The organism is Rhabdaerophilum sp. (genome assembly GCF_046092605.1).
GTDB lineage: Bacteria > Pseudomonadota > Alphaproteobacteria > Rhizobiales > Beijerinckiaceae > Rhabdaerophilum.
Window position 1 is genome coordinate 16313 of the sequence record NZ_JBJTDY010000004.1, and the last position, 22581, is coordinate 38893.

Annotated in this window: 21 protein-coding genes and 1 riboswitch; of the genes, 12 read left to right on the forward strand and 9 right to left on the reverse strand. The window is 64.5% G+C overall.

Annotation, left to right across the window (positions count from 1 at the left end; translation table 11 throughout):
• The first annotated feature begins 77 nt into the window (after positions 1 to 77).
• The 4 genes from ACKODO_RS00330 to ACKODO_RS00345 are packed head-to-tail and all read left to right on the forward strand — an operon-like array spanning position 78 to position 3159.
• Positions 78 to 1019, forward strand: a complete 942-nt coding sequence (locus ACKODO_RS00330; protein ID WP_408981465.1) for an ABC transporter substrate-binding protein — start codon at positions 78 to 80, stop codon at positions 1017 to 1019.
• 21 nt (positions 1020 to 1040) lie between these two features.
• The gene (locus ACKODO_RS00335; protein ID WP_408981466.1) at positions 1041 to 1556 is read left to right on the forward strand and encodes a mismatch-specific DNA-glycosylase; all 516 of its coding nucleotides are present in this window, start codon (positions 1041 to 1043) and stop codon (positions 1554 to 1556) included.
• The gene (locus ACKODO_RS00340; protein ID WP_408981467.1) at positions 1543 to 2316 is read left to right on the forward strand and encodes an ABC transporter permease; all 774 of its coding nucleotides are present in this window, start codon (positions 1543 to 1545) and stop codon (positions 2314 to 2316) included. The genes ACKODO_RS00335 and ACKODO_RS00340 overlap by 14 nt, the downstream gene beginning before the upstream one ends.
• A 60-nt stretch (positions 2317 to 2376) precedes the next feature.
• Complete coding sequence (locus ACKODO_RS00345; protein ID WP_408981468.1) at positions 2377 to 3159, forward strand: ABC transporter ATP-binding protein; 783 nt, start codon at positions 2377 to 2379, stop codon at positions 3157 to 3159.
• A 100-nt stretch (positions 3160 to 3259) separates the two neighbouring features.
• On the opposite strand, the gene ACKODO_RS00350 is transcribed toward ACKODO_RS00345, so the two are convergent.
• From ACKODO_RS00350 to hutI, 5 genes are read right to left on the reverse strand one after another with little or no spacing between them, the layout of a single operon-like run.
• Positions 3260 to 3808, reverse strand: a complete 549-nt coding sequence (locus tag ACKODO_RS00350) for a HutD family protein (RefSeq protein ID WP_408981469.1) — start codon at positions 3806 to 3808, stop codon at positions 3260 to 3262.
• Entirely contained in the window at positions 3808 to 5487 is a 1680-nt protein-coding gene (gene hutU, locus ACKODO_RS00355; RefSeq protein ID WP_408981470.1) for a urocanate hydratase, read from the reverse strand. Before hutU ends, ACKODO_RS00350 begins: the two co-directional genes overlap by 1 nt.
• Before the next feature lie 4 nt (positions 5488 to 5491).
• Entirely contained in the window at positions 5492 to 6322 is an 831-nt protein-coding gene (gene hutG / locus ACKODO_RS00360) for an N-formylglutamate deformylase (protein WP_408981471.1), read from the reverse strand.
• 3 nt (positions 6323 to 6325) lie between these two features.
• Positions 6326 to 7906, reverse strand: a complete 1581-nt coding sequence (gene hutH / locus ACKODO_RS00365) for a histidine ammonia-lyase (RefSeq protein ID WP_408981472.1) — start codon at positions 7904 to 7906, stop codon at positions 6326 to 6328.
• A complete protein-coding gene (gene hutI, locus ACKODO_RS00370) occupies positions 7903 to 9063 on the reverse strand; it encodes an imidazolonepropionase (RefSeq protein ID WP_408981484.1) in 1161 nt (386 codons plus the stop codon). Before hutI ends, hutH begins: the two co-directional genes overlap by 4 nt.
• A 121-nt stretch (positions 9064 to 9184) precedes the next feature.
• Here hutI and ACKODO_RS00375 point away from each other — a divergent pair, with 121 nt between their 5' ends.
• From ACKODO_RS00375 to ACKODO_RS00385, 3 genes are all read left to right on the forward strand, one after another.
• On the forward strand, positions 9185 to 10537 hold the full coding sequence (locus tag ACKODO_RS00375; RefSeq protein WP_408981473.1) for a formimidoylglutamate deiminase: 1353 nt from the start codon (positions 9185 to 9187) through the stop codon (positions 10535 to 10537).
• Positions 10538 to 10559: 22 nt separating this feature from the next.
• Positions 10560 to 11285: a histidine utilization repressor gene (gene hutC, locus ACKODO_RS00380; RefSeq protein ID WP_408981474.1), complete on the forward strand. Its 726-nt coding sequence runs from the start codon at positions 10560 to 10562 to the stop codon at positions 11283 to 11285.
• 74 nt (positions 11286 to 11359) lie between these two features.
• Positions 11360 to 12088 (forward strand): CDP-alcohol phosphatidyltransferase family protein, encoded by a 729-nt coding sequence (locus ACKODO_RS00385; protein WP_408981475.1) that lies wholly within the window; start codon positions 11360 to 11362, stop codon positions 12086 to 12088.
• Positions 12089 to 12091: 3 nt separating this feature from the next.
• Here the strand turns inward: ACKODO_RS00385 and ACKODO_RS00390 are convergent, their stop codons facing one another.
• On the reverse strand, positions 12092 to 13117 hold the full coding sequence (locus ACKODO_RS00390; RefSeq protein ID WP_408981476.1) for a putative 2-aminoethylphosphonate ABC transporter substrate-binding protein: 1026 nt from the start codon (positions 13115 to 13117) through the stop codon (positions 12092 to 12094).
• A gap of 58 nt (positions 13118 to 13175) precedes the next feature.
• Positions 13176 to 13319, reverse strand: a riboswitch (TPP riboswitch).
• Positions 13320 to 13488: 169 nt separating this feature from the next.
• Here ACKODO_RS00390 and ACKODO_RS00395 point away from each other — a divergent pair.
• Genes ACKODO_RS00395 through ACKODO_RS00410 form a run of 4 tightly spaced genes read left to right on the forward strand, consistent with a single transcriptional unit; the run spans position 13489 to position 17450 of the window.
• Positions 13489 to 14589: a polyamine ABC transporter substrate-binding protein gene (locus ACKODO_RS00395; RefSeq protein ID WP_408981477.1), complete on the forward strand. Its 1101-nt coding sequence runs from the start codon at positions 13489 to 13491 to the stop codon at positions 14587 to 14589.
• 37 nt (positions 14590 to 14626) lie between these two features.
• A complete protein-coding gene (locus ACKODO_RS00400; RefSeq protein WP_408981485.1) occupies positions 14627 to 15778 on the forward strand; it encodes an ABC transporter ATP-binding protein in 1152 nt (383 codons plus the stop codon).
• Positions 15775 to 16665 (forward strand): ABC transporter permease, encoded by an 891-nt coding sequence (locus tag ACKODO_RS00405; RefSeq protein WP_408981478.1) that lies wholly within the window; start codon positions 15775 to 15777, stop codon positions 16663 to 16665. The genes ACKODO_RS00400 and ACKODO_RS00405 overlap by 4 nt, the downstream gene beginning before the upstream one ends.
• Positions 16662 to 17450, forward strand: a complete 789-nt coding sequence (locus ACKODO_RS00410) for an ABC transporter permease (protein ID WP_408981479.1) — start codon at positions 16662 to 16664, stop codon at positions 17448 to 17450. Before ACKODO_RS00405 ends, ACKODO_RS00410 begins: the two co-directional genes overlap by 4 nt.
• 11 nt (positions 17451 to 17461) lie before the next feature.
• On the opposite strand, the gene ACKODO_RS00415 is transcribed toward ACKODO_RS00410, so the two are convergent.
• Positions 17462 to 18415 (reverse strand): GDP-L-fucose synthase family protein, encoded by a 954-nt coding sequence (locus ACKODO_RS00415; protein WP_408981480.1) that lies wholly within the window; start codon positions 18413 to 18415, stop codon positions 17462 to 17464.
• The gene (gmd, locus tag ACKODO_RS00420; RefSeq protein ID WP_408981481.1) at positions 18408 to 19475 is read right to left on the reverse strand and encodes a GDP-mannose 4,6-dehydratase; all 1068 of its coding nucleotides are present in this window, start codon (positions 19473 to 19475) and stop codon (positions 18408 to 18410) included. Before gmd ends, ACKODO_RS00415 begins: the two co-directional genes overlap by 8 nt.
• A gap of 194 nt (positions 19476 to 19669) precedes the next feature.
• Between gmd and ACKODO_RS00425 the strand changes: the two genes are divergently transcribed.
• On the forward strand, positions 19670 to 20824 hold the full coding sequence (locus ACKODO_RS00425; protein ID WP_408981482.1) for a DUF2793 domain-containing protein: 1155 nt from the start codon (positions 19670 to 19672) through the stop codon (positions 20822 to 20824).
• Positions 20825 to 21005: 181 nt separating this feature from the next.
• On the opposite strand, the gene ACKODO_RS00430 is transcribed toward ACKODO_RS00425, so the two are convergent.
• The gene (locus tag ACKODO_RS00430; RefSeq protein ID WP_408981483.1) at positions 21006 to 22430 is read right to left on the reverse strand and encodes a mannose-1-phosphate guanylyltransferase/mannose-6-phosphate isomerase; all 1425 of its coding nucleotides are present in this window, start codon (positions 22428 to 22430) and stop codon (positions 21006 to 21008) included.
• Positions 22431 to 22581 lie beyond the last annotated feature (151 nt).

A 22581-nucleotide genomic window follows, 5' to 3' on the forward strand; every position in this document is an offset into this window, starting at 1 on the left:
GAAATTATGTCTAGACAATAAAAAACCGGAATGCTTCATTTCGCGTCAGAATGCGGATCAGCATCAGGGAGACCGTCATGAACAAGCTTCGCCTTGCCGCCCTCCTCCTCGCCGCCGGGCTCGCGGCTCCGGCTTCGGCCCAGACCAAGGTTTCGATCGGCATCTCCGGCTGGACCGGGTTTGCGCCGCTCACGCTCGCGAAGGAAGCCGGGATCTTCGCGAGGAACGGCCTCGACGTGACCATCAAGAAGATCCCGCAGGCCTCCCGCCATCTGGCGATTGCTTCCGGTGACATCCAGTGCGCGGCGACCACCGTGGAAACCTGGATTGTCTGGAACGCCAATGGCGTGGCGACGACACAACTGTTCCAGCTTGACAAGAGCTATGGCGCGGATGGCATGGCCGTGAGGAACAACATCAATTCGATCAAGGAGATCAAGGGAAAGACAGTCGCGGCCTCCGCGCCCGGCACCGCGCCCTATTTCACCCTCGCCTGGTTTTTGAAGAAGAACGGACTTTCGGTGAAGGACGTCACCGTCGTTAACATGGAGCCGGGACCTGCTGCGCAGGCCTTCATTGCCGGCCAGAATGACGTGGCGATGACCTACGAGCCCTTCCTCTCGGCGGTGCGCAACGCGCCACAGGCCGGAAAGATCATCGCGACCACGCTCGATTACCCCATGGTGATGGACACCTTCGGCTGCACGCCGAAATTCATCGCCGAGAACGAGAAGGCCGTGAGAGCCCTCGTGGACAGCTATTTCGAGGCCCTCGAGATGATCGCGAAGGAGCAGGAAAAGGCCTTCACCATCATGGGTGCCGATGTGCGCCAGACCGCGCAGCAATTCGCGGATAGCGCGAAGTTTCTGCGCTGGCAGGACAGGGCCGCGAACAAGGTGTTCTTCGCGGGCCCGCATGCGGAATTCTCGAAGGAAGCGGCGGATCTCCTGCTCGAACTCGGCATCATCAAGTCGGTGCCGGATCTCACGAAACTCGCCGATACGCGCTTCATCCAGTAAGGTTCGGAAGCGGGGCGCGCCATGGGAGATGTTCTCGAAGACCTTCTTGCCGATGGCCTTCGCATCGTCTTCTGCGGCACCCGCCCCGGCCTCGCCTCCGCCGCCCGGCAGGCCTATTACGCGAAGCCGGGCAACCGCTTCTGGCGCACCCTGCACGAGGTGGGGCTCACCCCCCGCCTCTTCGCAGCCGATGAATACCGGCTTCTGCTGCCCCTCGGAATCGGCCTGACCGATCTCGCCAAATCCTCCTCCGGGCAGGATTCCACGCTTTCGGCGGCTGAACTTCACATTGACCGGCTCAGGGCGAGTCTCGAACGCCATCGGCCGCAATACCTTGCCTTCACCAGCAAGAACGCTGCTGAGCTGGCCCTGGGGCGCCGGAACCTTCGCTTCGGCCTGCTCGATGAGCGGTTCTGCGGCATCGAAACCCATGTGCTGCCCTCGACTTCTGGGCTCGCCACATCCCACTGGGACATCGCGCCGTGGCAGGCCCTTGCCCGGCGCGTGAAGGAAGAGAAGCGCCATGCGGCCGCTTGAACCCATCTCCGAAGGACGCAAGATCCTGCTTGGTCTCGCCTTCTTCGTGCTGTTCTTCGCGGCCTGGGCCGTCGCCACGCTTGGCGGATATGTGTCGAAGACGTTCCTCGCCGACCCCATCACCATGGTGAAGGATGGCTGGCTGCTGCTGACGAAATTCGGTTTCGCGGAGGATATCGCCATCACCATCTGGCGCGTGGTCGGCGGCTTCGTGCTCGCGGCGATCGTGGCGGTGCCGCTCGGCATCCTGATGGGCGCCTACAAGCCGGTGGAGGCGTTCCTCGAACCCTTCGTCTCCTTCGCGCGCTACCTGCCGGCCTCGGCCTTCGTGCCGCTGCTGATCCTCTGGGCGGGCATCGGGGAGACGCAGAAGTTGCTGGTGATCTTCATCGGCTCGGTGTTCCAGATCATCCTGATGGTCGCCGTGGTGGTGGGCAACACGCGCCGCGACCTCGTGGAGGCGGCCTATACGCTCGGTGCCAAGGATGCCGGCATCGTGGGCCGGGTGATGATCCCGATGAATGCGCCGGAAATCGCGGAAATCCTCCGCCTCGTGCTCGGCTGGGCCTGGACCTATGTGATCGTGGCGGAACTGATCGGTTCCTCCAGCGGCATCGGCCACATGATCATCGACAGCCAGGCCCTGCTCGCTACGGGCCAGATGATCTTCGGCATCATCATCATCGGCATCATCGGGCTCATTTCCGACTTCCTGTTCAAGTTCCTGAACGCGAAGCTGTTTCCCTGGAGGCTTGCATGAGCAAGCCAGTGTAAGAAGAGAGGCTTGCATGAGCAGGCCAGTGTAAGAAGAGAGGCTGGCGTGAGCAAGCTGGTAGTCGAGGGGCTGGGGCGCATTTTCCCGGGCGTGCGCGGGGGCAAGCCGGTGACCGCGCTGCAGCCGACCGATCTCGTGATCGGCAACAATGAATTCGTGACGCTTCTCGGCCCCTCGGGCTGCGGGAAATCCACGCTGTTGCGCATGGTCGCGGGGCTTGATCGACCCACTTCCGGGCAGGTCCTGCTCGATGGCCGCAAGGTCGAGGGGCCGGGTGCGGATCGGGGGATGGTCTTCCAGAGCTACACGCTGTTTCCATGGCTCACGGTGTCGCAGAACATCGCCTTCGGCTTGCATGAGAAGGGCATGCCCGAGCGCGAGAGCCGCGCGATCGTCGCGAGCTACATCGACAAAGTGGGCCTCAAGGGCTTCGAGAACCATTATCCGAAGCAGCTTTCCGGCGGCATGCAGCAGCGCACGGCGATTGCCCGCGCGCTCGCCAATGATCCTGGCGTTTTGCTGCTCGACGAACCTTTCGGCGCGCTCGACAACCAGACCCGCGCGCTGATGCAGGAATTGCTGCTCGGCATCTGGGAGCGCGAGCAGAAAACCGTGATCTTCGTGACCCATGACATCGAGGAGGCGATCTTCCTCGCAACGCGCTGCCTGGTGATGAGCGCGCGTCCCGGACGCATCAAGGCCGATCTGCCGATCACCCTGCCGCATCCCCGGCATTACACGCTGAAAACCGCGCCGGAATTCTCCGCGCTCAAGGCCCGGCTGACAGAGGAAATCCGTAGCGAGGCCGTGCTCGCGGCGGCGCATTAGAGCATCCGTCCGCCAAGTGGATACCGGTTGGCGTAAAAAAGCGGATGCGAAAACAAGAAGAGTGAGCGCAGGATCTGATTCGATCAGATCGGAGGCCGCTCTAAACCGGTATCAGCTCCACGAGCCAGACCGGTTCATCGCCGTGGAACCGCTGGCTTGAGAGAACCACCGCGTCGTTTTCATGCAGGGTGATGGTCGCGCGCCCTGCGGTGGTGATCCGCGCCGCACCGCGCGGGCAGACGAGCACCGCCTCGCATTCCACCACGCAATCCCCGCTCACCAACCTCAGGCGATGGCGATAGACCCCGCGCCGGGTCATCACGTTGAGATCGCGCACCGGCCCGCCGAGCAGGATGCAATCGGTGGCTATATCGCCGGGATAGGCGAAAGCGGGCGCATCGAGACGCAGGTTTTCCACGCGGCCATCGCCGAAGGTGAGGCGGAACCCTTCGCCGGCGAGAATGGCCGTCGAGCGGTCGATGCCCTCGAAGCGCGAGAACGGCCCATCAGTCGCGACCTCGGCAATGGAGATGCGCCACGCGAAGCTGTCGAGCGTCGCATTCTCCGGAAAGCTCGCAACATCGAAGGTCACCCCGCCCCCGTTCTTCCAGGGGCGAGCCGCGCGTTCCGAAGCCTTGAGCAGGCGCATCACAGGATGCCCGGCAAATTCAATTGATGCTCGCGGGCGCATTGAAGCGCGGTGTCATAACCGGCATCGGCATGGCGCATCACGCCCGTCGCGGGGTCGTTCCAGAGCACGCGGGCGATGCGGCGCGCGGCATCCTCGGTGCCGTCGCAGCAGATCACCATGCCCGAATGCTGCGAAAACCCCATGCCCACGCCGCCGCCATGGTGCAGCGACACCCAGGTGGCACCACTTGCGCAATTGAGCAGCGCGTTGAGGAGCGGCCAGTCCGACACCGCATCCGAACCGTCGCGCATGGCTTCCGTCTCGCGATTGGGCGAGGCGACGGAGCCGGAATCGAGGTGATCGCGCCCGATCACGATCGGCGCCTTGAGTTCGCCCTTCGCAACCATCTCGTTGAAGGCGAGGCCGAGCCGGTGACGATCGCCCAGCCCCACCCAGCAGATGCGCGCCGGCAATCCCTGGAACTTGATGCGCTTTTTCGCCATGTCGAGCCAGTTGTGGAGATGCTTGTTGTCGGGCAGCAGCTCCTTCACCTTCTCGTCGGTGCGATAGATGTCTTCCGGGTCGCCGGAGAGCGCGCACCAGCGGAAGGGGCCAATCCCCTTGCAGAAGAGCGGGCGAATATAGGCCGGCACGAAGCCCGGAAAATCGAAGGCGTCGGCGACGCCCTCTTCGAGCGCCATCTGGCGGATGTTGTTGCCGTAATCGACCGTGGGGACACCCATCCTGTGGAAATCGAGCATGGCGCGGACATGCGCCGCCATGCTCTTCTTCGCCGCGGCCGTCACGCCCCCGGGGTCACTCGCCTGCCTGGCTTCCCAATCCGCGAGCGTCCAGCCCTGCGGCAGATAGCCGTGCACGGGATCATGCGCGGAGGTCTGGTCGGTCACGCAATCCGGGCGGATGCCGCGTCTGACGAGTTCGGGGAAGAGATCCGCCGCATTGCCGAGGAGACCAACCGAGATTGCCTTCTTCTCGGCCGAGGCGCGGCGGATGATCTCCAGCGCCTCATCCAGCGTGTCGGCCTTCACGTCGAGATAGCCGGTGCGCAGGCGGAATTCGATGGAGGAGGGGCGGCATTCCACCGCAAGGCAGGAAGCCCCGGCCATCGTGGCCGCGAGGGGCTGCGCGCCGCCCATGCCGCCGAGGCCCGCCGTGAGGATCCAGCGGCCCGAGAGGTCGCCGCCATAATGCTGGCGACCCATTTCCACGAAGGTCTCGTAGGTGCCCTGAACGATGCCCTGCGTGCCGATATAGATCCACGAGCCGGCGGTCATCTGGCCATACATCATGAGGCCCTTCTTATCGAGCGCGTTGAAATGCTCCCAGGTCGCCCAGCGCGGCACGAGGTTCGAATTGGCGATGAGCACGCGCGGCGCGTCCGCATGGGTGCGGAACACACCCACCGGCTTGCCCGATTGCACGAGGAGCGTCTCATCCGCCTCGAGCTTCTTCAGCGCGGCGACGATCCTGTCGAAGCTGTCCCAGTCGCGCGCGGCACGGCCGATGCCGCCATAGACCACGAGTTCGCCGGGCTTCTCGGCCACATCGGGGTCGAGGTTGTTCATGAGCATGCGCATCGGCGCTTCGGTGAGCCAGCTCTTGGCCGAGAGATCGAGGCCGCGCGGCGCGCGGATCACGCGGGAATTGTCGAGACGGGAATGGTCGAGACGATTCATGGGATCAGGCCCCTTTCGCGAAGGCAAGGCAGGCTTGGAGGATCGAGGAAAGCGTCGCGCGGATCGGCGCGGCATAGGCGGGATCATAGGCGCCGGGCCAGTTGGCCTCGCTCACCTCGGGCATCGGTTCGCGCATGTAGCCACGGCAGGCGAGTTCCATCTGCACGGCATGGATGCCGGCTTCGGGCTTGCCATAATTACGCGTGATGTAACCACCCTTGAACCGCCCGTTGGTGACGCGGCTCCCGCCGCTCTGATCGCAGAGCTTTTCAATCTCGCCCGCAAGACGCGGATCGCAGGCGGCACCCGAATGCGTGCCGATGTTGAACTGTGGCAATTCCCCTTCGAACAGCCGGGGGATCACCGAGCGGATCGAGTGGCAATCATAGAGCACCACGCTGGCGTGCTGCGCGCGCAGGCGCTGAAGCTCGCCCGCAAGCGCCGCGTGATAGGGGTCGAAGGCGAGCTTGCGCCGCAGCTCGACCTCTGCCGGATCGGGCACCTGCCCTGGCTGATAAAGCAGCTCGCCATCGAAGGTGGTCGACGGGCAGAGCTCGGTCGTCGCCTGTCCGGGATAGAGGGAGACGCCGGAGGGGTCGCGGTTCACGTCGATCAGCGTGCGTGAGAGCGAAGTATGAATGATCGTGGCATCGAGACCGGCCGCGAAGGCGTAGAGATCATCGATCCACCAGTCGCAATCCTTCCGCGCGAGCCAGGGCGAGACGACGCGAGCCGCGAGTTCCGGCGGCAGGTCGCGGCCGGTATGCGGCAGGCTGATGACAAGCGGCGCGTTTCCCTGTCGCACCGTCAGCCAGTGATCCGGCAGCGTGAACATCGCTCAGCCTTCGCTCTCGATCGTCGCAAGCCCGGCGGCATGAAGTGTCGCGCCACAGGCGATCAGATGGGCGGAGAGAGCAAGGTCATCGGCCATGAAGCGGTCCTCGGCCAGCGCGGGCACATGGGCACGGAGCTCCTCGACCACGCGCTCCAGTCGCGGACCCGTGCGCAACGCATGCGCGGAGGCAGCACCGCCCTTCAGGCCCTCCAGCCCCGCGCCCCGTTTCCTCAGGTCGATGCCCTGCACGGCAACGAGCATTTCGATGCCCAGAATCCGCGCGAGATTGATGTTCATCTCATGGAGCCGACGCGCCCCATGCGCGGCCATGGAGACATGGTCCTCCTGATTGGCGGAGGTGGGCGTGGAATCGATCGAAGCCGGCGTTGCGCGCTGCTTGTTCTCGGCGAAGATCGCCGCTGCCGTGACCTCCGCAATCATGAAGCCGGAGTTCAGTCCCGGTGCCGGCGTGAGGAACGGCGGCAGGCCGAAATTCAGCGCCGGGTCCACGAGGGTCGCGATGCGGCGCTCGGAGATCGCACCGATTTCGGAAATCGCCAGCGCGATCTGATCGGCGGCGAAGGCCACGGGCTCGGCATGAAAATTGCCGCCGGAAACGATCTCTCCCGTTTCCACCAGCACGAGGGGGTTGTCGGTCGCCGCATTGGCTTCGACAACCAGCGTGCGCATGGCCTCGCGGATGAGGCCCAGCGCAGCGCCCGTCACCTGCGGCTGGCAGCGCAGGCAATAGGGGTCCTGCACGCGCTCGTCGCCTTCAAGATGCGCCTCGCGGATTTCGCTGCCCTCCAGCAGCAGCATCAGCGTTTCCGCCGCTTCGATCTGGCCCGGAAGGCCGCGCAGGGCATGAATCTCCGGCCGGAACGGCGTGGTGGAAGCCATGGCGGCATCGGTCGAGAGCGCGCCGGTGACCAGCGCCGAAAGGGCAAGCCGTTCCGCTTGCAGGGCCGCAGCGATGGCATGGGCGGTGGAAAACTGTGTGCCGTTGATCAGCGCGAGCCCTTCCTTCGGGCCGAGAACCAGCGGAGTGAGGCCCGTCTTCGCCAGGGCTTCGGCGGCGGGCATCCGCTTGTCGCCCAGAAAGGCCTCGCCCTCGCCCATCATGGCGGCGGTGAAGTGCGCCAGCGGAGCGAGATCGCCCGAGGCACCCACGGAGCCCTGAGCGGGCACCAGCGGCACGATTCCAGCCTCCAGAAACGCCTCGATCTGGCGGATGACCACGGGACGGACACCCGAGGCACCACGCCCGAGGCTGAGGAGTTTCAGCGCCATCATGAGGCGCACGACCGGCGCTGGCGTGGGCTCTCCCATGCCGCAGCAATGCGAGAGGATGAGATTGCGTTGCAGCGTTGCCGTATCCTGCGCAGGAATGCGCTTCGAGGCGAGCTTGCCAAAGCCGGTATTGATGCCGTAGACCGCCGCATCACTCGCCGCGGCCTTCGCGACAATCGCCGCGGCGGCTTCGATGCGCGGCAAGGCTGCAGGATCAAGTCGCGCCGCCGCACCATCCAGAATGGCTCGAAACGCCGGATATCCTGCTTTTCCAGGCGTGAGCATGACGCTCATTGGCCCCTCCGGATGCGTTGATGGAGCGGGTCGAACCCCATGCGATAGACCAGCTCCGCCGGGCTCTCGACCGACCAGATCGCGAGATCGGCCCATTTGCCGGCCTCCAGCGTGCCGACCTCACCGAGTTTCCCCAGCGCGCGCGCCGCCTCGCGCGTGAAACCCGCGAGGCACTCGCCGACCGTCATGCGGAAAAGCGTCGCCGCCATGTTCATGGTCAGCAGCGGCGAGGTGAGCGGCGAGGAACCGGGATTGCAATCGGTCGCGAGCGCCATGCGCGTCCCCGCCGCGCGGAAGGCGGAGATGGGCGGCAATTGCTTCTCGCGCAGGAAATAGAACGCCCCGGGCAGCAGCACGGCAACCGTTCCGGCCCTGGCCATCGCGGCCGCACCCTCGGCATCGGTATATTCGAGGTGATCCGCCGAAAATGCGCCGTGCCTTGCCGCGAGTGCCGCGCCGTGGAGGTTCGAGAGCTGGTCGGCATGGAGCTTCACTGGCAGGCCCATGCGGCGCGCGGCGGTGAAGAGGCGATCCACCTCCTCGGGCGAGAAGGCGATGCCCTCCGAGAAGGCATCGACCGCATCCGCGAGGTTTTCCGCGACGAGCGCCGGCAATTGCTCGGCGATGACGTGATCGATGTAATCGCCGGAGCGGCCAGCGAATTCCGGTGGGATGGCATGCGCGCCAAGCGCCGTCGTCAACACCGAAACAGGCCGCAGCGTGCCGAGGCGGCGCGCCGCGCGCAGGGTTTTCGCTTCATCCGCGACCGTCAGCCCATAGCCCGACTTGATCTCGACCGTGGTCACACCCTCGCTCATGAGGGCATCGAGGCGGGGAAGCGCAGAGGCGACGAGCTCATCCTCGCTCGCGGCGCGCGTGGCGCGCACCGTGGAGAGAATGCCGCCGCCCGCGCGGGCGATCTCCTCGTAGCTCGCGCCATCGAGCCGCATCTCGAACTCGCGGGCGCGATTTCCCCCGAAGACGAGATGGGTGTGGCAATCGATGAGGCCGGGCGTGACAACGCGGCCTTCGCAGTCAATGATTTCATTCGCCGCAAGGCCGGTCGGCAGGTCGTTTTCCGCCCCGGCAAAGACGATCCGCCCGCCGGCCACGACGACCGCGCCGCGTTCGATGATCCCCATGCCCTCCCCGGCCATGGTCACCAGGCGGGCGTTGCGAAACACAGGATCCGCTGACACGACAGCACCTCTTTTGTCTATACATAAGAAGGCGCTCGCACTAAAGTCCAGCGGAAATTGAGAGGCGGAGAGTGAACCGATGCCGGTGCTCCATTTCGGTCAGGCGCTGCTGCCCGCGGGCTGGGCGAACGGGGTGGCCATTCATCACGAGGCGGGCCTCATCACGCGGGTCGAGACCGGCGTCAAGGCCGCCTCAACCGAGGGGGAGATCGCCCTGCCCGGCCTTGCAAGCCTGCATTCGCACAGCTTCCAGCGCGGCATGGCGGGGCTCGCGGAGCGGCGCGGCCAATCGGATGACAGCTTCTGGACCTGGCGCGAGGTGATGTATCGCTTCCTCGGCGCAATCACGGCCGAGGATGTCGAGACCATCGCCGCCTTCGCTTTCATGGAGATGCTGGAGCGCGGGTTCACGGCGGTGGGCGAGTTCCACTACCTGCATCACCAGCCGGATGGGACGCCCTATGCCAACCCTGCGGAAAATGCCGAGCGGATCGCCGCGGCGGCGTCCGAAACGGGCATCGCGCTCACGCTTCTGCCGGTCTTCTATGCCCATGGCGGATTCGGCGGGCAGGCTCCGAATTCCGGCCAGCGGCGCTTCATCTCGGACCTCAGGGGTTTCGCGCGCCTCATGGAGGCGAGCGGGCGGGCGATTTCCGGCCTGCCGCAGGCGGTGCTCGGCTTTGCACCCCATTCCCTGCGCGCCGCGATGCCGGATGAGCTGGACGCCCTGGTCGCTGCCTTTCCAACCGGGCCGGCGCATATCCATGTCGCCGAGCAGATGAAGGAAGTGCAGGATTGCCTCGCCTGGAGCGGGAAACGCCCGGTGGAATGGCTTCTCGCCAACCAGCCCGTGGACGAGCGCTGGTGCCTGATCCATGCGACGCATCTCACCGAGGGCGAAGTGCAGGCCCTCGCGCGATCCGGCGCGGTGGCGGGGCTCTGCCCCATCACCGAGGCCAATCTCGGTGATGGAACCTTTCCCGGCATGGATTTCCTCGCGAGCGGCGGGCGTTTCGGCGTTGGCACGGATTCGAATGTCGAGATCAGCGCGGCTGGCGAGTTGCGCATGCTGGAATACAGCCAGCGTCTTGCGCGCCGGGTGCGCAATGCGATGAGCCTGCCGGGGCTTTCCACCGGCCGCCTCCTGCATGATCGCGCTCTCGCAGGCGGTGCCCAGGCACTCGGGCGACCGATGGGGATCACGCCCGGAGCGCGGGCCGACTTCGTGACGCTCGACCCGGAGGCCCCCGATCTCGCGGGCCGAGATGGCGATTTCGCGCTCGATTCCTACATTTTCGCGGGCGGCCATGCGCTGATCGACCGCGTTTATGCGGCTGGAAAACCGGTCGTGGACCAGGGCCGGCATCACCGGCACGAGGCTGTCGCCGCGGCCTACCGGAAGGTCATCCACCGTCTGGCCGGCATGATCTGACGCGCATCATCGGAGCGGACCATTGGACGACATCGCCCTCCCCCGCTACCTGGAGATCCGGCGTGATATCCAGAATCGCATCGCTTCGGGCGAATTGCGGCCGGGCGATGCCATCCCCTCCGAGCATGAACTCAAGGAGCTCTATGGTTGCTCGCGCATGACCGTGAGCAAGGCGCTCTCGGCGCTGGCGAGCGAGGGGCTGATCCAGCGCCGCCGGCGCGCGGGTTCGCAGGTGGCAATGCCGCGCACGGCGCAGACCGTGCTGAAGATCCACGATCTCAAGGCGGAGATCGCCGCCTCCGGTCGCGCCTATCGCTGCGAGATCCTCTCCCGGGCAAGGCGCGCACCCGATGCCGCCGACCTCGCACGGCTGGGCGAACCAGTGACGGAAATCCTCGCGCTCCAGCTCGTGCATTACGCCGATGACCTTCCTTACGCGGTCGAACACCGGCTGATGAACCTCGCGATCGTGCCGGATGCGGCAAGCGCCGATTTCTCCGAGACCCCGCCCGGCACCTGGCTCCTCAACGAAGTGCCCTGGACCGATGCCGAGCACATCATCCGGGCGGATATCGCCTCACCCTCGCTGGCGCGGCGGCTCGCCATGCCCAAGGGGGCGGCCTGCCTCGTGATTGACCGGCGCACATGGCAAGGGGGCGTGATCGTCACCGCCGTGACGCTGCATTATCCGGCCGCGCGCCATCAGATCGTCTCGCATTTTTCGCCCGGTGGCGGGTTCGGAACCTGAAGCCCCCCGGATTGGCGGGTGGTGCCAAGGGTGTTATGCGAATATACGAGATTTTCAGTGACGGAGTTGGGGGCGTGGCGACAATAGAGCGGGACAAGGCCGGGAAGAAAGGACCGGTCCATGTCATGGCCTATGGCGTGCACGTTTTCACGGCACTCGGGGCGGCGCTTGGTTTTCTCGCCCTGGAAGCCGCGATTTCCGGGCATATCGTGGCATGTTTCGGCTGGCTGGCCGTGGCGCTGATCGTCGATGCCGCGGATGGCCCGATGGCGCGGCGACTGAACGTGATCGAGACCGCCTCGCGCTATGATGGCGCGGTGCTCGATCTCGTGGTCGATTTCATCACCTACGTCTTCGTGCCGGCGGCGATCCTGCTGCGCCCGGAAATCATGCCGCAGCCCTATGGCCTCGCGATGGGCCTGATCATCACCATCGGCTCGGCGCTCTATTTCGCAGACACCAAGATGAAAACGCATGATTGGTGGTTCCTCGGCTTTCCGGCCGTGTGGAACGTGGTGGTTTTCTACATCGTGGTGTTTCTGCCACCGGCCTGGCTGGCGCTGGTCATCGTGATCATTCTCACGGCGATGATGTTCCTGCCCGTGGTGTTCGTGCACCCCGTGCGCGTGAAGCGCTGGCGCCCCATGACCATGGCCGCGCTCGCGACATGGAGCGTGGCGGCGGTGTGGTCGATCATCGTGGATCGGCTTGCCCCCGGCCTCGCCACCAAAGCGGTGTTGCTGGCCGGCGGCATCTATTTCCTGGGGCTCGGTTTCCTGCGTGATCTGCCCGAGAAGGAATGAGCCTCAGCGCTTTGCGAAGCGCTTCTGCCACTCGCCAAGAATGCGATCGCGGTTCTCCATCGCCCAGACGAAATCGTTTCGGATCATCGAAGCCGCGACCCCCGCCGGATAATTCCTGGGCGGCGGGGCGACGCCCTCGATGGCCGTGAGCGGCACCCACCTGGCGTAGAGTTCGTTGGCCTTCCGGCTCGCGGCAAAATCCATCAGCGCCTTGGCGGCTTCGAGGTTCTTCGTGCCCTTGAGGATCGCGGCGGTATCCATGTCCCAGCCGCCGCCCTCCTTCATCACGAGGATGTCGATGGGCGCGCCCTTGTCCTTCTCCATCATGCCCGCGAGCTCATAGGAGATGCCGATCGGGTATTCGCCCGTCGCGGCATGGCGGCAGGGCCGCGTGCCCGAGGGCTCGTAGACCGCGATGTTCCTGTGCAGCCCCTCCATGAATTCCCACCCCTTCGCCTCGCCGAAGAGCTGCAGGAAGGCCGAGACATGGAAATAGCCCGTGCCCGAGGCCGCAGGATCGGAGAAGACGATCTTGCCCTTGTAAACAGGGTTCAGCAGGTCGAACCAGCTCTGCGGACGCGGAAGGTTCTGCTTCTCGGCCTCGATGGTGTTGAAGCAGATCGCCGCTACCCAGGCTTCCATGCCGATCCAGTGCGGCACGGCCTCGCTGTCGCGGAAATTCGGCCGCAGCGCCGCGAGGTTCTTCGGCGCATAGGGCTCAAGAATGCCGCGCCGCTTGAAATCAAGCATCGAGGTGACGGCGAGACCCCAGATGACATCGCCGCGCGCCTGCTCGGCTTCCGCGATGATGCGCGCGGTCAGCGTGCCCGTGGATTCGCGGCGCCAGACGATCTCGATATTCGGGTTCTCGGCCTCGAATGCGCTCTTGAACTCGGCGAGGCTCTCCGGAAGCAGGGTCGTATAGACCTGCAACTGCGTCTTCGGTGCTTGCGCGAAGGCCGGCAGGGCCAGCAGGCCCGCGATCAGCGCCGGGAAAGCACGGCGCGTGAGATTGTTCAGAAACATCATGGCGGATCTCCGTTCGAGTCAGAGATCCGGATTGAGGGCTTGAGAGTGCGACGACCTGACGGGCCATGCGCGCCATCCCTTCGCCGGCATGATCCGGATCAGGTTCGAAGGGTCGCCGCGCCTCCGGTTTTCCGGATCTCGCGGACTTCTCAGCCCCGAAGGCCGCGTGATGCGGCTGGCCAGGGCTCCCCTAGGCTCCAAACAGAGATAGTGGCGCGCAACCGATGCGTCAATTCCGGCGCGTCTCGCATCGCCGTCCCGGCATTTTTCCCTCTGGCATAACCCGAACGCCCTTTTCAGCCGGGCGCGAGGCGCTATTCTTCCCGACTGTTGGCGCTCTCGCCACGTTTTTCCCTTGGAGGTGAAACGCGATGAACGGGTTCTCGATTGGACGCGGGCTGGTGGCCGGTCTGACCTTCATGCTGTCAGCCCTGGCCGCGAAGGCGCAGGGCGAGGTGCGCGTCTATAACTGGTCGGATTACATCAACCCCGCCGTTCTCGACGCCTTCACGCGCGAAACCGGCATCAAGGTGATCTACGATACCTTCGACCAGATGGAGACGGTGGAGACGAAGCTTGTCACCGGCAAGAGCGGTTATGACCTCGTGGTGGTCACTGCATCGTTCCTGCCGCGGCACATCCCGCTGAAGCTCTACACCGAACTCGATAAATCGAGGCTGCCGAACCTCTCGCATCTTTGGCCCGATATCGTGGGCCGCCTGGCGAAATACGATCCCGGCAACAGGTTCGCGGTCAATTACATGTGGGGCACCACGGGCCTCGGCTACAATCTGAAGAAGGTGCGCGAGAAGCTCGGCCCGCAAGCGCAGGTCGATAGCTGGTCGATCCTGTTCGATCCCGCAAAGGTCTCGAAACTCGCTTCCTGCGGCGTGCACGTGCTCGAAGCGACGGAGGAAATGTTCCCGGCGGCGCTCCGTTATCTCGGCCTCGACCCGGATTCAAAGGCCGAAGGTGACCTGCGCAAGGCCGCGGATCTTCTGGCGAAAATCAAGCCGCATATCCAGAAATTCCATTCCTCCGAATACATCACCGCGCTCGCCAATGGCGATATCTGCCTCGCGGTGGGCTATTCGGGTGACGTGCTTCAGGCAAAGAAGCGCGCGGCGGAAGCCAGGAACGGCGTCGAGATCGGCTATTCCATTCCGAGAGAGGGCGCGCTGATGTGGTTCGACAGCTTCGTGATCCCGGCGGATGCCGCGAACAAGGAAGCAGCCTACAAGCTGATCGACTACCTGAACCGCCCGGAAGTCTCGGCCAGCAACTCGGTCTTCATCCAATATGCCTCGCCGAACCTCTCGGCGCAGAAGCATATCCCGCCGGAGATCCTCAAGGACCCCGGCATCTACCCGAGTGCGGAGACGCTGGCGCGGCTCTACACCATCACGCCCTTTGACGAGAAAACCCAGCGGGTGGTGAACCGCCTCTGGACGCGCGTGAAGACGGGCCGATGATGCGCTTCCTCACCGGTCGGTTTCCCGCATCATGAGCATTGAGCGCGCCGCAGGCCCGGTGCGATCGAGTTTCGCGCCGTGGCTTGATCCGGGCGCGAAACCGCTCGTCTCGTTTTGCAATGTGCGGAAATCCTTCGGCGCGGTGGAAGCCGTGGCGGGGGTGAATCTCGATCTCTACCCGCGCGAGTTCTTCGCCCTTCTGGGTCCCTCCGGCTGCGGGAAGACAACGTTGATGCGCATGCTCGCGGGCTTCGAGGAGCCGACCTCGGGCGATATCCTGCTGGATGGCCGAAGCGTGCTCGGCGTGCCCGCCCATCAGCGGCCCACGAACCTGATGTTCCAATCCTACGCGCTGTTTCCGCACATGAATGTGGCGGAGAACATCGCCTATGGCCTGAAGCAGGAGGGGCTGCCCAGGGCAGAGATCGCGGCGCGGGTGGAGGAAGTGCTGAGCCTGGTGCGCCTCGCGGATTTCGGCAGGCGCCGACCGGATCAACTCTCCGGCGGGCAGAAGCAGCGCGTGGCGCTCGCGCGCGCCATCGCCAAGCGGCCGCGCGTGCTGCTGCTCGACGAACCTCTCGGTGCACTGGACCGCAAGCTGCGCGAGGAGACGCAATTCGAACTCGTGGCCCTGCAGGAGAAGCTCGGCCTCGCCTTCCTGATGGTCACGCATGACCAGGACGAGGCCATGACCATGGCCCATCGCATCGGCGTGATGGGAAAGGGTCGCCTCGCGCAGGTCGGCACACCAGCGGAGATCTATGAAGCGCCTCAGACGCGCGCGGTGGCCGAATTCGTGGGCGACATCACCATCTTCGAGGCGACCGTCACGAAGGTCGAGGGCGAGGTGGTGACGCTGCTGCACCCCACTATCGGCACCATCGAACTCGATGACGAGGGCGAGAAACCCGCGCCCGGTACCCGCGTGGATGTGGGCCTGCGCCCCGAGAAGATCACCCTCGGCTTCACCCCGCCGCATGAAGGCGTGAACCGCGTCGAGGGCATCGTCTGGGATATCGGCTATCTCGGCGACATGACCATGGTGCAGGTGAAACTTGCCGATGGCGCGATTGTCCGCGTGGGCGTCACCAATCGCACACGCCGCTCGGAGCGCCCCATCGGCTGGGATGATCCCGTCTGGCTCTCGTGGGATATCGAGGCGCCGATCCTGCTGGATGGCGCGACGTGAAGGGCGACCAGCGCGCATGGCTTGCCGCGCTCGCGCCGATCCTTTGGCTCGGGGCGTTCTTCGTGCTGCCCTTCCTGATGGTCCTGCGGATATCGCTGTCGGATGCCGCGCGCGCGGTGCCGCCCTATGCGCCGCATTGGCCGGGCTTCGGGCAGATCGGCGAGTTCCTGGCGGGGCTCGATTTCGAGGCGTTCGGCACACTCTGGGAAGACAACCTTTATCTTGATGCGTTTCTCACGGCGATCCGCATCGCAGGGATGGCAACGCTCATCGCGCTTCTGATCGGCTTCCCCCTCGCCTATGCCATCACACGCGCCCCGAAACGCTGGCAGAACCTGCTGGTTCTGCTCGTCATCCTGCCGTTCTGGACCTCCTTTCTCATCCGCGTCTATGCGTGGATGGCAATCCTGCGGCCCGAGGGCTTGCTTGATCGGGTGCTGATGGGCATCGGCCTCACCGGCGAGCCGCTGCGTCTGCTCAATACCGAAACAGCCGTGCTGATCGGCATGGTCTATGCCTACCTGCCCTTCATGGTGCTGCCGATCTACGCGGTTCTCGAAAAGATGGATCGCAGCCTGATCGAGGCCGCTGCGGATCTCGGGGCGAAGCCGCTCACGCGCTTTTTCACCATCACCGTGCCGCTGGCAAAGCCCGGCATTCTTGCCGGTTGCTTCCTCGTCTTCGTTCCCGGAATCGGCGAATTCGTGATCCCCGATCTGCTTGGTGGCTCGGAGACGCTAATGATCGGCCGCGTGCTCTGGACCGAGTTCTTCTCGAACCGCGATTGGCCTCTGGCTTCCGCCGTGGCCGTGAGCCTTCTTGCCTTCATCATCCTGCCGATGATGATGCTCCGCAGTATCACCCAACGGAAGGAGACGAGCCGATGAAAGGCTTCCGTCTCGTCCATGCGCTCGCGCTGATTGCCGGGCTGCTGTTCCTCTATGTGCCGATCGGCATTCTCATTCTCTATTCCTTCAACGCCTCGCGACTGGTGACGGTCTGGGGCGGTTTTTCCACGCAATGGTATGCGAGCCTGTTGCAGAACCAGGCGCTGAAGGACGCAGCCTTGCTTTCTCTGGGCTTGGCCATTGCTTCGGCGACCATCGCGACCGTGCTCGGCACCCTGGCCGCTCTGGCGCTGGAACGGGCGCGACCGGGCCGCGCGAAACTGCTCTTCGGCGGGCTGATCGCTGCGCCGATGGTCATGCCCGAGGTGATCACCGGCCTCTCGCTGCTGCTGCTCTTCGTGGCGCTGAATGTGGAGCGCGGCTTCGCGACGGTGACGCTGGCGCATGCGACGCTGACGCTCTGCTTCGTGACCATGATCGTGCAGGCGCGGCTTGCGACGCTCGATCGCAGTCTCGAGGAAGCCGCGCAGGATCTCGGCGCGAGCCCGTGGCGCGTGACCATGACCATCACCCTGCCGCTCGCGCTGCCGGCAATCATCGCCGGGTGGCTCCTGGCCTTCACGCTCTCGCTCGATGATCTCGTGATCGCGAGCTTCGCGACCGGGCCGGGCGCCACGACGCTGCCCATGCGCATCTACTCGGCCGTGCGCCTTGGCGTGAGCCCGGAAATCAACGCGATCTCGACCTTGCTCATCGCCGGTGTCGCGGCGCTCGTCGTCACGGCCTCGCTGATCCTGAAGCGCGAGAAGCTCATCGGGGGTTAGGGTCCTGCCCCTTATCGGTTGCGCCCGCCGCCCGCGCGGAAGTCGGCATAGGCCAGCCGAATACCCTCCTCGAGAGAGGTTTTCGCGTGCCAGCCGAGTTCGGCGAGCTTCGAGACATCCATCAGCTTGCGCGGTGTGCCGTCCGGTTTCGATTGGTCATGGTCGACCGCGCCTTCGAAACCCACGACCTTCGCGATGAGGCCCGCCAGTTCCGTGATGGTCACATCCGTGCCGGTGCCGACATTGAGATGCCCCTCGCCGGAATAATGTTCAGTCGCGAAGAGCGTGCTCTCCGCGAGATCATCCACGAACAGGAATTCCCGGCGCGGCGTGCCGCTGCCCCAGAGCGTGACGGATTTCGCGCCCGCCTCCTTCGCCTCATGGAAACGGCGGATGAGCGCGGGCAGCACATGGCTGTTCTCGGGGTGGTAATTGTCGCCGGGACCATAGAGGTTCGAAGGCATCAGCGAGATCATGTCCGCGCCGAATTGCCGGCGATAGCTCTGCGCCAGCTTGATCGCTGTGATCTTTGCAATCGCATACCACTCGTTGGTGGGTTCGAGGCTGCCGGTGAGCAGGCTTTCCTCGCGGATGGGCTGTTCCGCGAATTTCGGGTAGATGCAGGAAGAGCCGAGATTGACGAGTTTCTCCACGCCATGGCGATGCGCAGCCTCAATGACATTCGCGGCGATCATCACGTTCCTGTAAAGGAAATCGCGCGGAAAGCTGTTGTTCGCCAGAATGCCCCCGACATGGGCGGCCGCGAGCAGAACGACCTGCGGGCGGTTTCTTGCGAACCAGCGTTCGGTCTCAGCCTGATTTTCGAGATCGAGTTCGGCGCGGCTCGCGACAATCGGCTCGATGCCGCGTGCCTTCAGAGCGCGCACCAGCGCCTGCCCCACCATGCCGCGATGGCCCGCGACGAAGACGCTTTTTCCAGCCAGCGGGAACAGCGCCTCAGGCATCGCGATCCTGCCGGTTGTGCTCGCGGAGAACCACATCGAGATCGGACCGCATCATGTCCTTCACAAGATCAGGGAAAGTGGTCTTGTGCTTCCAGCCGAGCACATGACGGGCCTTGGAAGGATCGCCCAGCAAGAGATCCACCTCCGTGGGGCGGAAATAGCGCGGATCGATCTCAACGCGCACCGCGCCGGTTTTCGCATCGCGACCGATCTCCGTCACGCCCGAGCCTTCCCAGACAATGGTGACGCCGGTTTCCGCGAAGGCGCGCTCCACGAATTCGCGCACGGTGTGGGCTTCACCGGTCGCAAGCACGTAATCATCGCCCTGCGGCTGCTGGAGAATGCGCCACATGCCCTCGACATAATCGCGCGCATGGCCCCAGTCGCGCATGGCGTCGAGATTGCCGAGATAGAGCACATCCTGCAGGCCGTGATGGATGGAAGCCACGGCGCGGGTGATCTTCCGCGTGACGAAGGTTTCGCCGCGCAACGGGCTCTCATGGTTGAAGAGAATTCCGTTCGAGGCATGGATGCCATAGGCCTCGCGATAATTCACGGTAATCCAGTAGGCATAGAGTTTGGCGGCGGCGTAAGGGCTGCGAGGATAGAACGGTGTCTTCTCGCTCTGCGGCACTTCCTGGGCCTTGCCATAGAGTTCCGAGGTCGAGGCCTGGTAGAAGCGTGCCTTGCCCTCGAGCTTCAGGATGCGGATCGCTTCCAGCAGACGAAGCGTGCCGATGGCATCGGCATTGGCTGTGTATTCGGCGGTCTCGAAGCTCACCTGCACATGGGATTGTGCCGCGAGATTGTAGATCTCGTCGGGCTGCGTCTCCTGCACGATGCGGATGAGGTTCGTCGCGTCGGTCATGTCGCCGTAATGCAGCTTCAGGCGAATGTCGCGCTCATGCGGATCCTGATAGAGGTGATCGATCCGCCCGGTGTTGAAGGAAGAGGAACGACGCTTCACGCCATGCACCCGGTAGCCCTTGGCGAGCAGCAATTCCGCAAGATAGGCGCCGTCCTGGCCCGTGATGCCGGTGATGAGTGCTGTTTTGGTCATTCCGATCGATCGCCTTCGCCGGGGCTGTTCCTGCTCGACGGGTGCGATAGCGGTTCAAGCCTCGAATGACCAGAGCCTGCCAGCCAGGAGTCTGCAAAGTCAATCGCGCCGGTCTGCGTGGGTTCGGCACTTATCCCCCCCTTTCAGGGAGCGCCTAGCTTGGCTCCATCGCGTTTTCCCCGGAGGAGCCCCCGATGAGCCTCACGCCCCGCCTTCAATTGCCCTATCTCGCCGCGGGCCAGGCCCAGAAGCACGTGACCTTGAACGAGGCGCTGCGATCGCTCGATGCCTTATGCCAGCTCGTGCTGAAATCGACGGCGACCACCACTCCGCCCCCTACCCCGACGGAGGGAGATTGCTATGCGGTGCCCGCGGGGGCCGGCGGCGCATGGACCTCGAAGACGGGGCAGATTGCCGGCTGGTTCGATGGCGGCTGGCAGTTCTTCACGCCGCGCGAGGGCTGGCTTGCCTGGGTCGATGCGGTGGATGCGGTCCAGATCTTCAAAGGCGGCACATGGCGTTCGGCGGTGACCGAACTGCAGAACATGACGCGGCTCGGAATCGGGACGATGGCGGATGCGACAACCCGCTTCGCCGTGAACTCGGCGGTGAGCCGTTTCGACCAGGAGGGTGGCAATCACCGGATGGTCGTCAACAAGACGGCGCCGGCCAATACCGCGAGCCTCGTGTTCCAGACCGGCTATTCAGGCCGCGCGGAATTCGGCCTTACGGGCAGCGATGCCTTTCTGGTGAAGGTGAGCGCGGATGGCACGGCCTGGCATGATGCCATGAGCGTTTCACCGACGCAGGTGACCATCCAGAGCGTGACAACCGGCAACCTCCGGCTGATGACCAATGGAACGGGAAGCCTGCGTTTCGGCACCGGCGGAACCGAGCGCCTGGCGCTCGACAGTTCGGGGCATTTCGTGCCTCTGGCTGACAATGTCTCCCGGCTTGGGGGCGCGGGTGCCCGGTTCCAGGCAATCTGGTCGGCGACCGGCACCATCCAGACCTCGGATGCGCGAGAGAAAATCGTGGAATCGCCCTTGCGCAAGGCCTCTGCCCTCGCCCTGCTCGACGCGGTCGAACCCGTGCTGTTCCGCTGGAAGCAGGATGCGGAGGGCGATTCACGGCTTCAGGCCGGTTTCCTCGCGCAGGACATCAAGGCGGCGCTTGATGGCGCCGGGCTCGATTTTGGCGTCTGGGGCCTCGAGGATTCCGCTGATCACGAGAGCCGCCAATGGCTGCGGCCGGACCAGCTGATCCCCGTGCTCTGGGCCGCATTGAAGGAGACGCGCAACGAATTGCGCGCGCTCAAGGAGCGGCTTGCAATCGCGCGGGATGCCTGACCCGTCGCCGCGACCGACGAACGCCACGCCGCGCCGGTGTGGTGCGCGTCGCGGCGAGAATGAACTGCGGCAGATGGTCGGCGATGGCGCGCGGAGCGACAAGAGATTGCCGATGGCAGGTCAGCGGAACGCCATCGCAAAATTCAGGAATGGCGAGGCTTTGCAAGCCATCGGCTTGGGCTCAGGCGGTGCCCGCGCGGCTGTAGATATCCTGAAGCCGCACGATGTCATCCTCGCCGAGATAGCTGCCAGTCTGCACCTCGATGATCTCAACATCGATCCGGCCGGGATTCTCGAGCCGATGCACGACCCCGCTGGGGATGTAGGCGGACTGGTTCTCGATGAGATCTTCTGTCTTGTCGCCAATGGTGACGCGCGCCGTGCCGCGCACGACGACCCAATGCTCGGAGCGATGGAAATGCTTCTGCAGCGACAGTTTTCCGCCGGGATAGACGACAATGCGCTTCACCTGCGAGCGATCCTGCAGGACGAGCGTCTGATACCAGCCCCAGGGGCGGAAGACGCGCGCGTGGTGGGAGGCTTCCGGCCGGCCATCCTGCTTCAGGCGCTCGACCAGCTGCTTCACCTGCCCGACCTTGTGCCGATCGGCCACAAGCACCGCGTCGCGCGTGGCGACGACCACGAGATCCTTCACGCCGAGGGTCGCGACAAGCTGATCCTCGGTCGAGACATAGCTGCCCTCGGTCTCCACCATCAGCACTGGCCCCTGCCCTGCATTGCCGGCGCCATCCTTTTCGGAAACCTCCCAGAGCGCGTTCCAATCCCCGATATCGGACCAGCCGAAATCTCCGGCAACGACATGGGCATGGCGGGTCTTTTCCATCACCGCGATATCGAAGGCGATCTTGCGCGCCTTGGCGAAGTGCTCCTCGTTAAGCGTGGGAACCTCGAGATCGACGCTGGCCTCAGCCAGCGCCGCCTCGACATGGTTCACGCATTCGGGCTGGCTGTCACGGTATTCGCCGATCACGGTGGAAGGAGCGAAGAGGAAGTTGCCCGAGTTCCAAAGATAACCCGAGGCGACATATTCCAGCGCGCGCCGGGCATCCGGCTTCTCGACGAAACGCCGCACGGCGCGCAGGCCCGCGCCGCTTTCCTCGCCCGGATCGATATAGCCATAGCCGGTGGCGGGCGAGGTGGGGAGGATGCCGAAGGTGACGATGCCGCCGGCAGCGGCCACGGCCCGACCGGCAACCACCGCTTCGACAAAGGCTTTGGGCTTCAGCACGAGGTGATCCGCCGCCAGCATCAGGGCAAGCGCATCGGGGGTTTGGCGATGAAGGTAGAGCGCCGTAGCCAGCACGGCCGGGCCCGAATCCCGCGCCATCGGCTCAAGCAGGATATCCGCCGCGATGCCGATCTCGGCCAGCTGGCGCTCGACCACGAAGCGATGCGACCGGTTGGTGATGACGAGCGGCTTTCCAAAAACAGCCGGGTCCTTCACGCGCAATAGCGTTTCCTGAAAGGTGGAGCGCTTGCCGATGATGGGCGCGAACTGCTTCGGAAAGGCCTCGCGCGAGAGCGGCCAGAGCCGCGTGCCGGAGCCGCCGCAGAGGATGACGGGCCGGATGATCGGCTGCGACATGAGAAGCTCCATCAGATCGTCTGGTTATAGGCACCGACTTCCCTGTTCTCGCGCAGGATCGCATCCATCGCCTTGAACATCTCGCGCATGCGGGCTTCGGAGACCGGGCTCTCGATGACGACGACCAGTTCCGGCTTGTTGGACGAGGCAC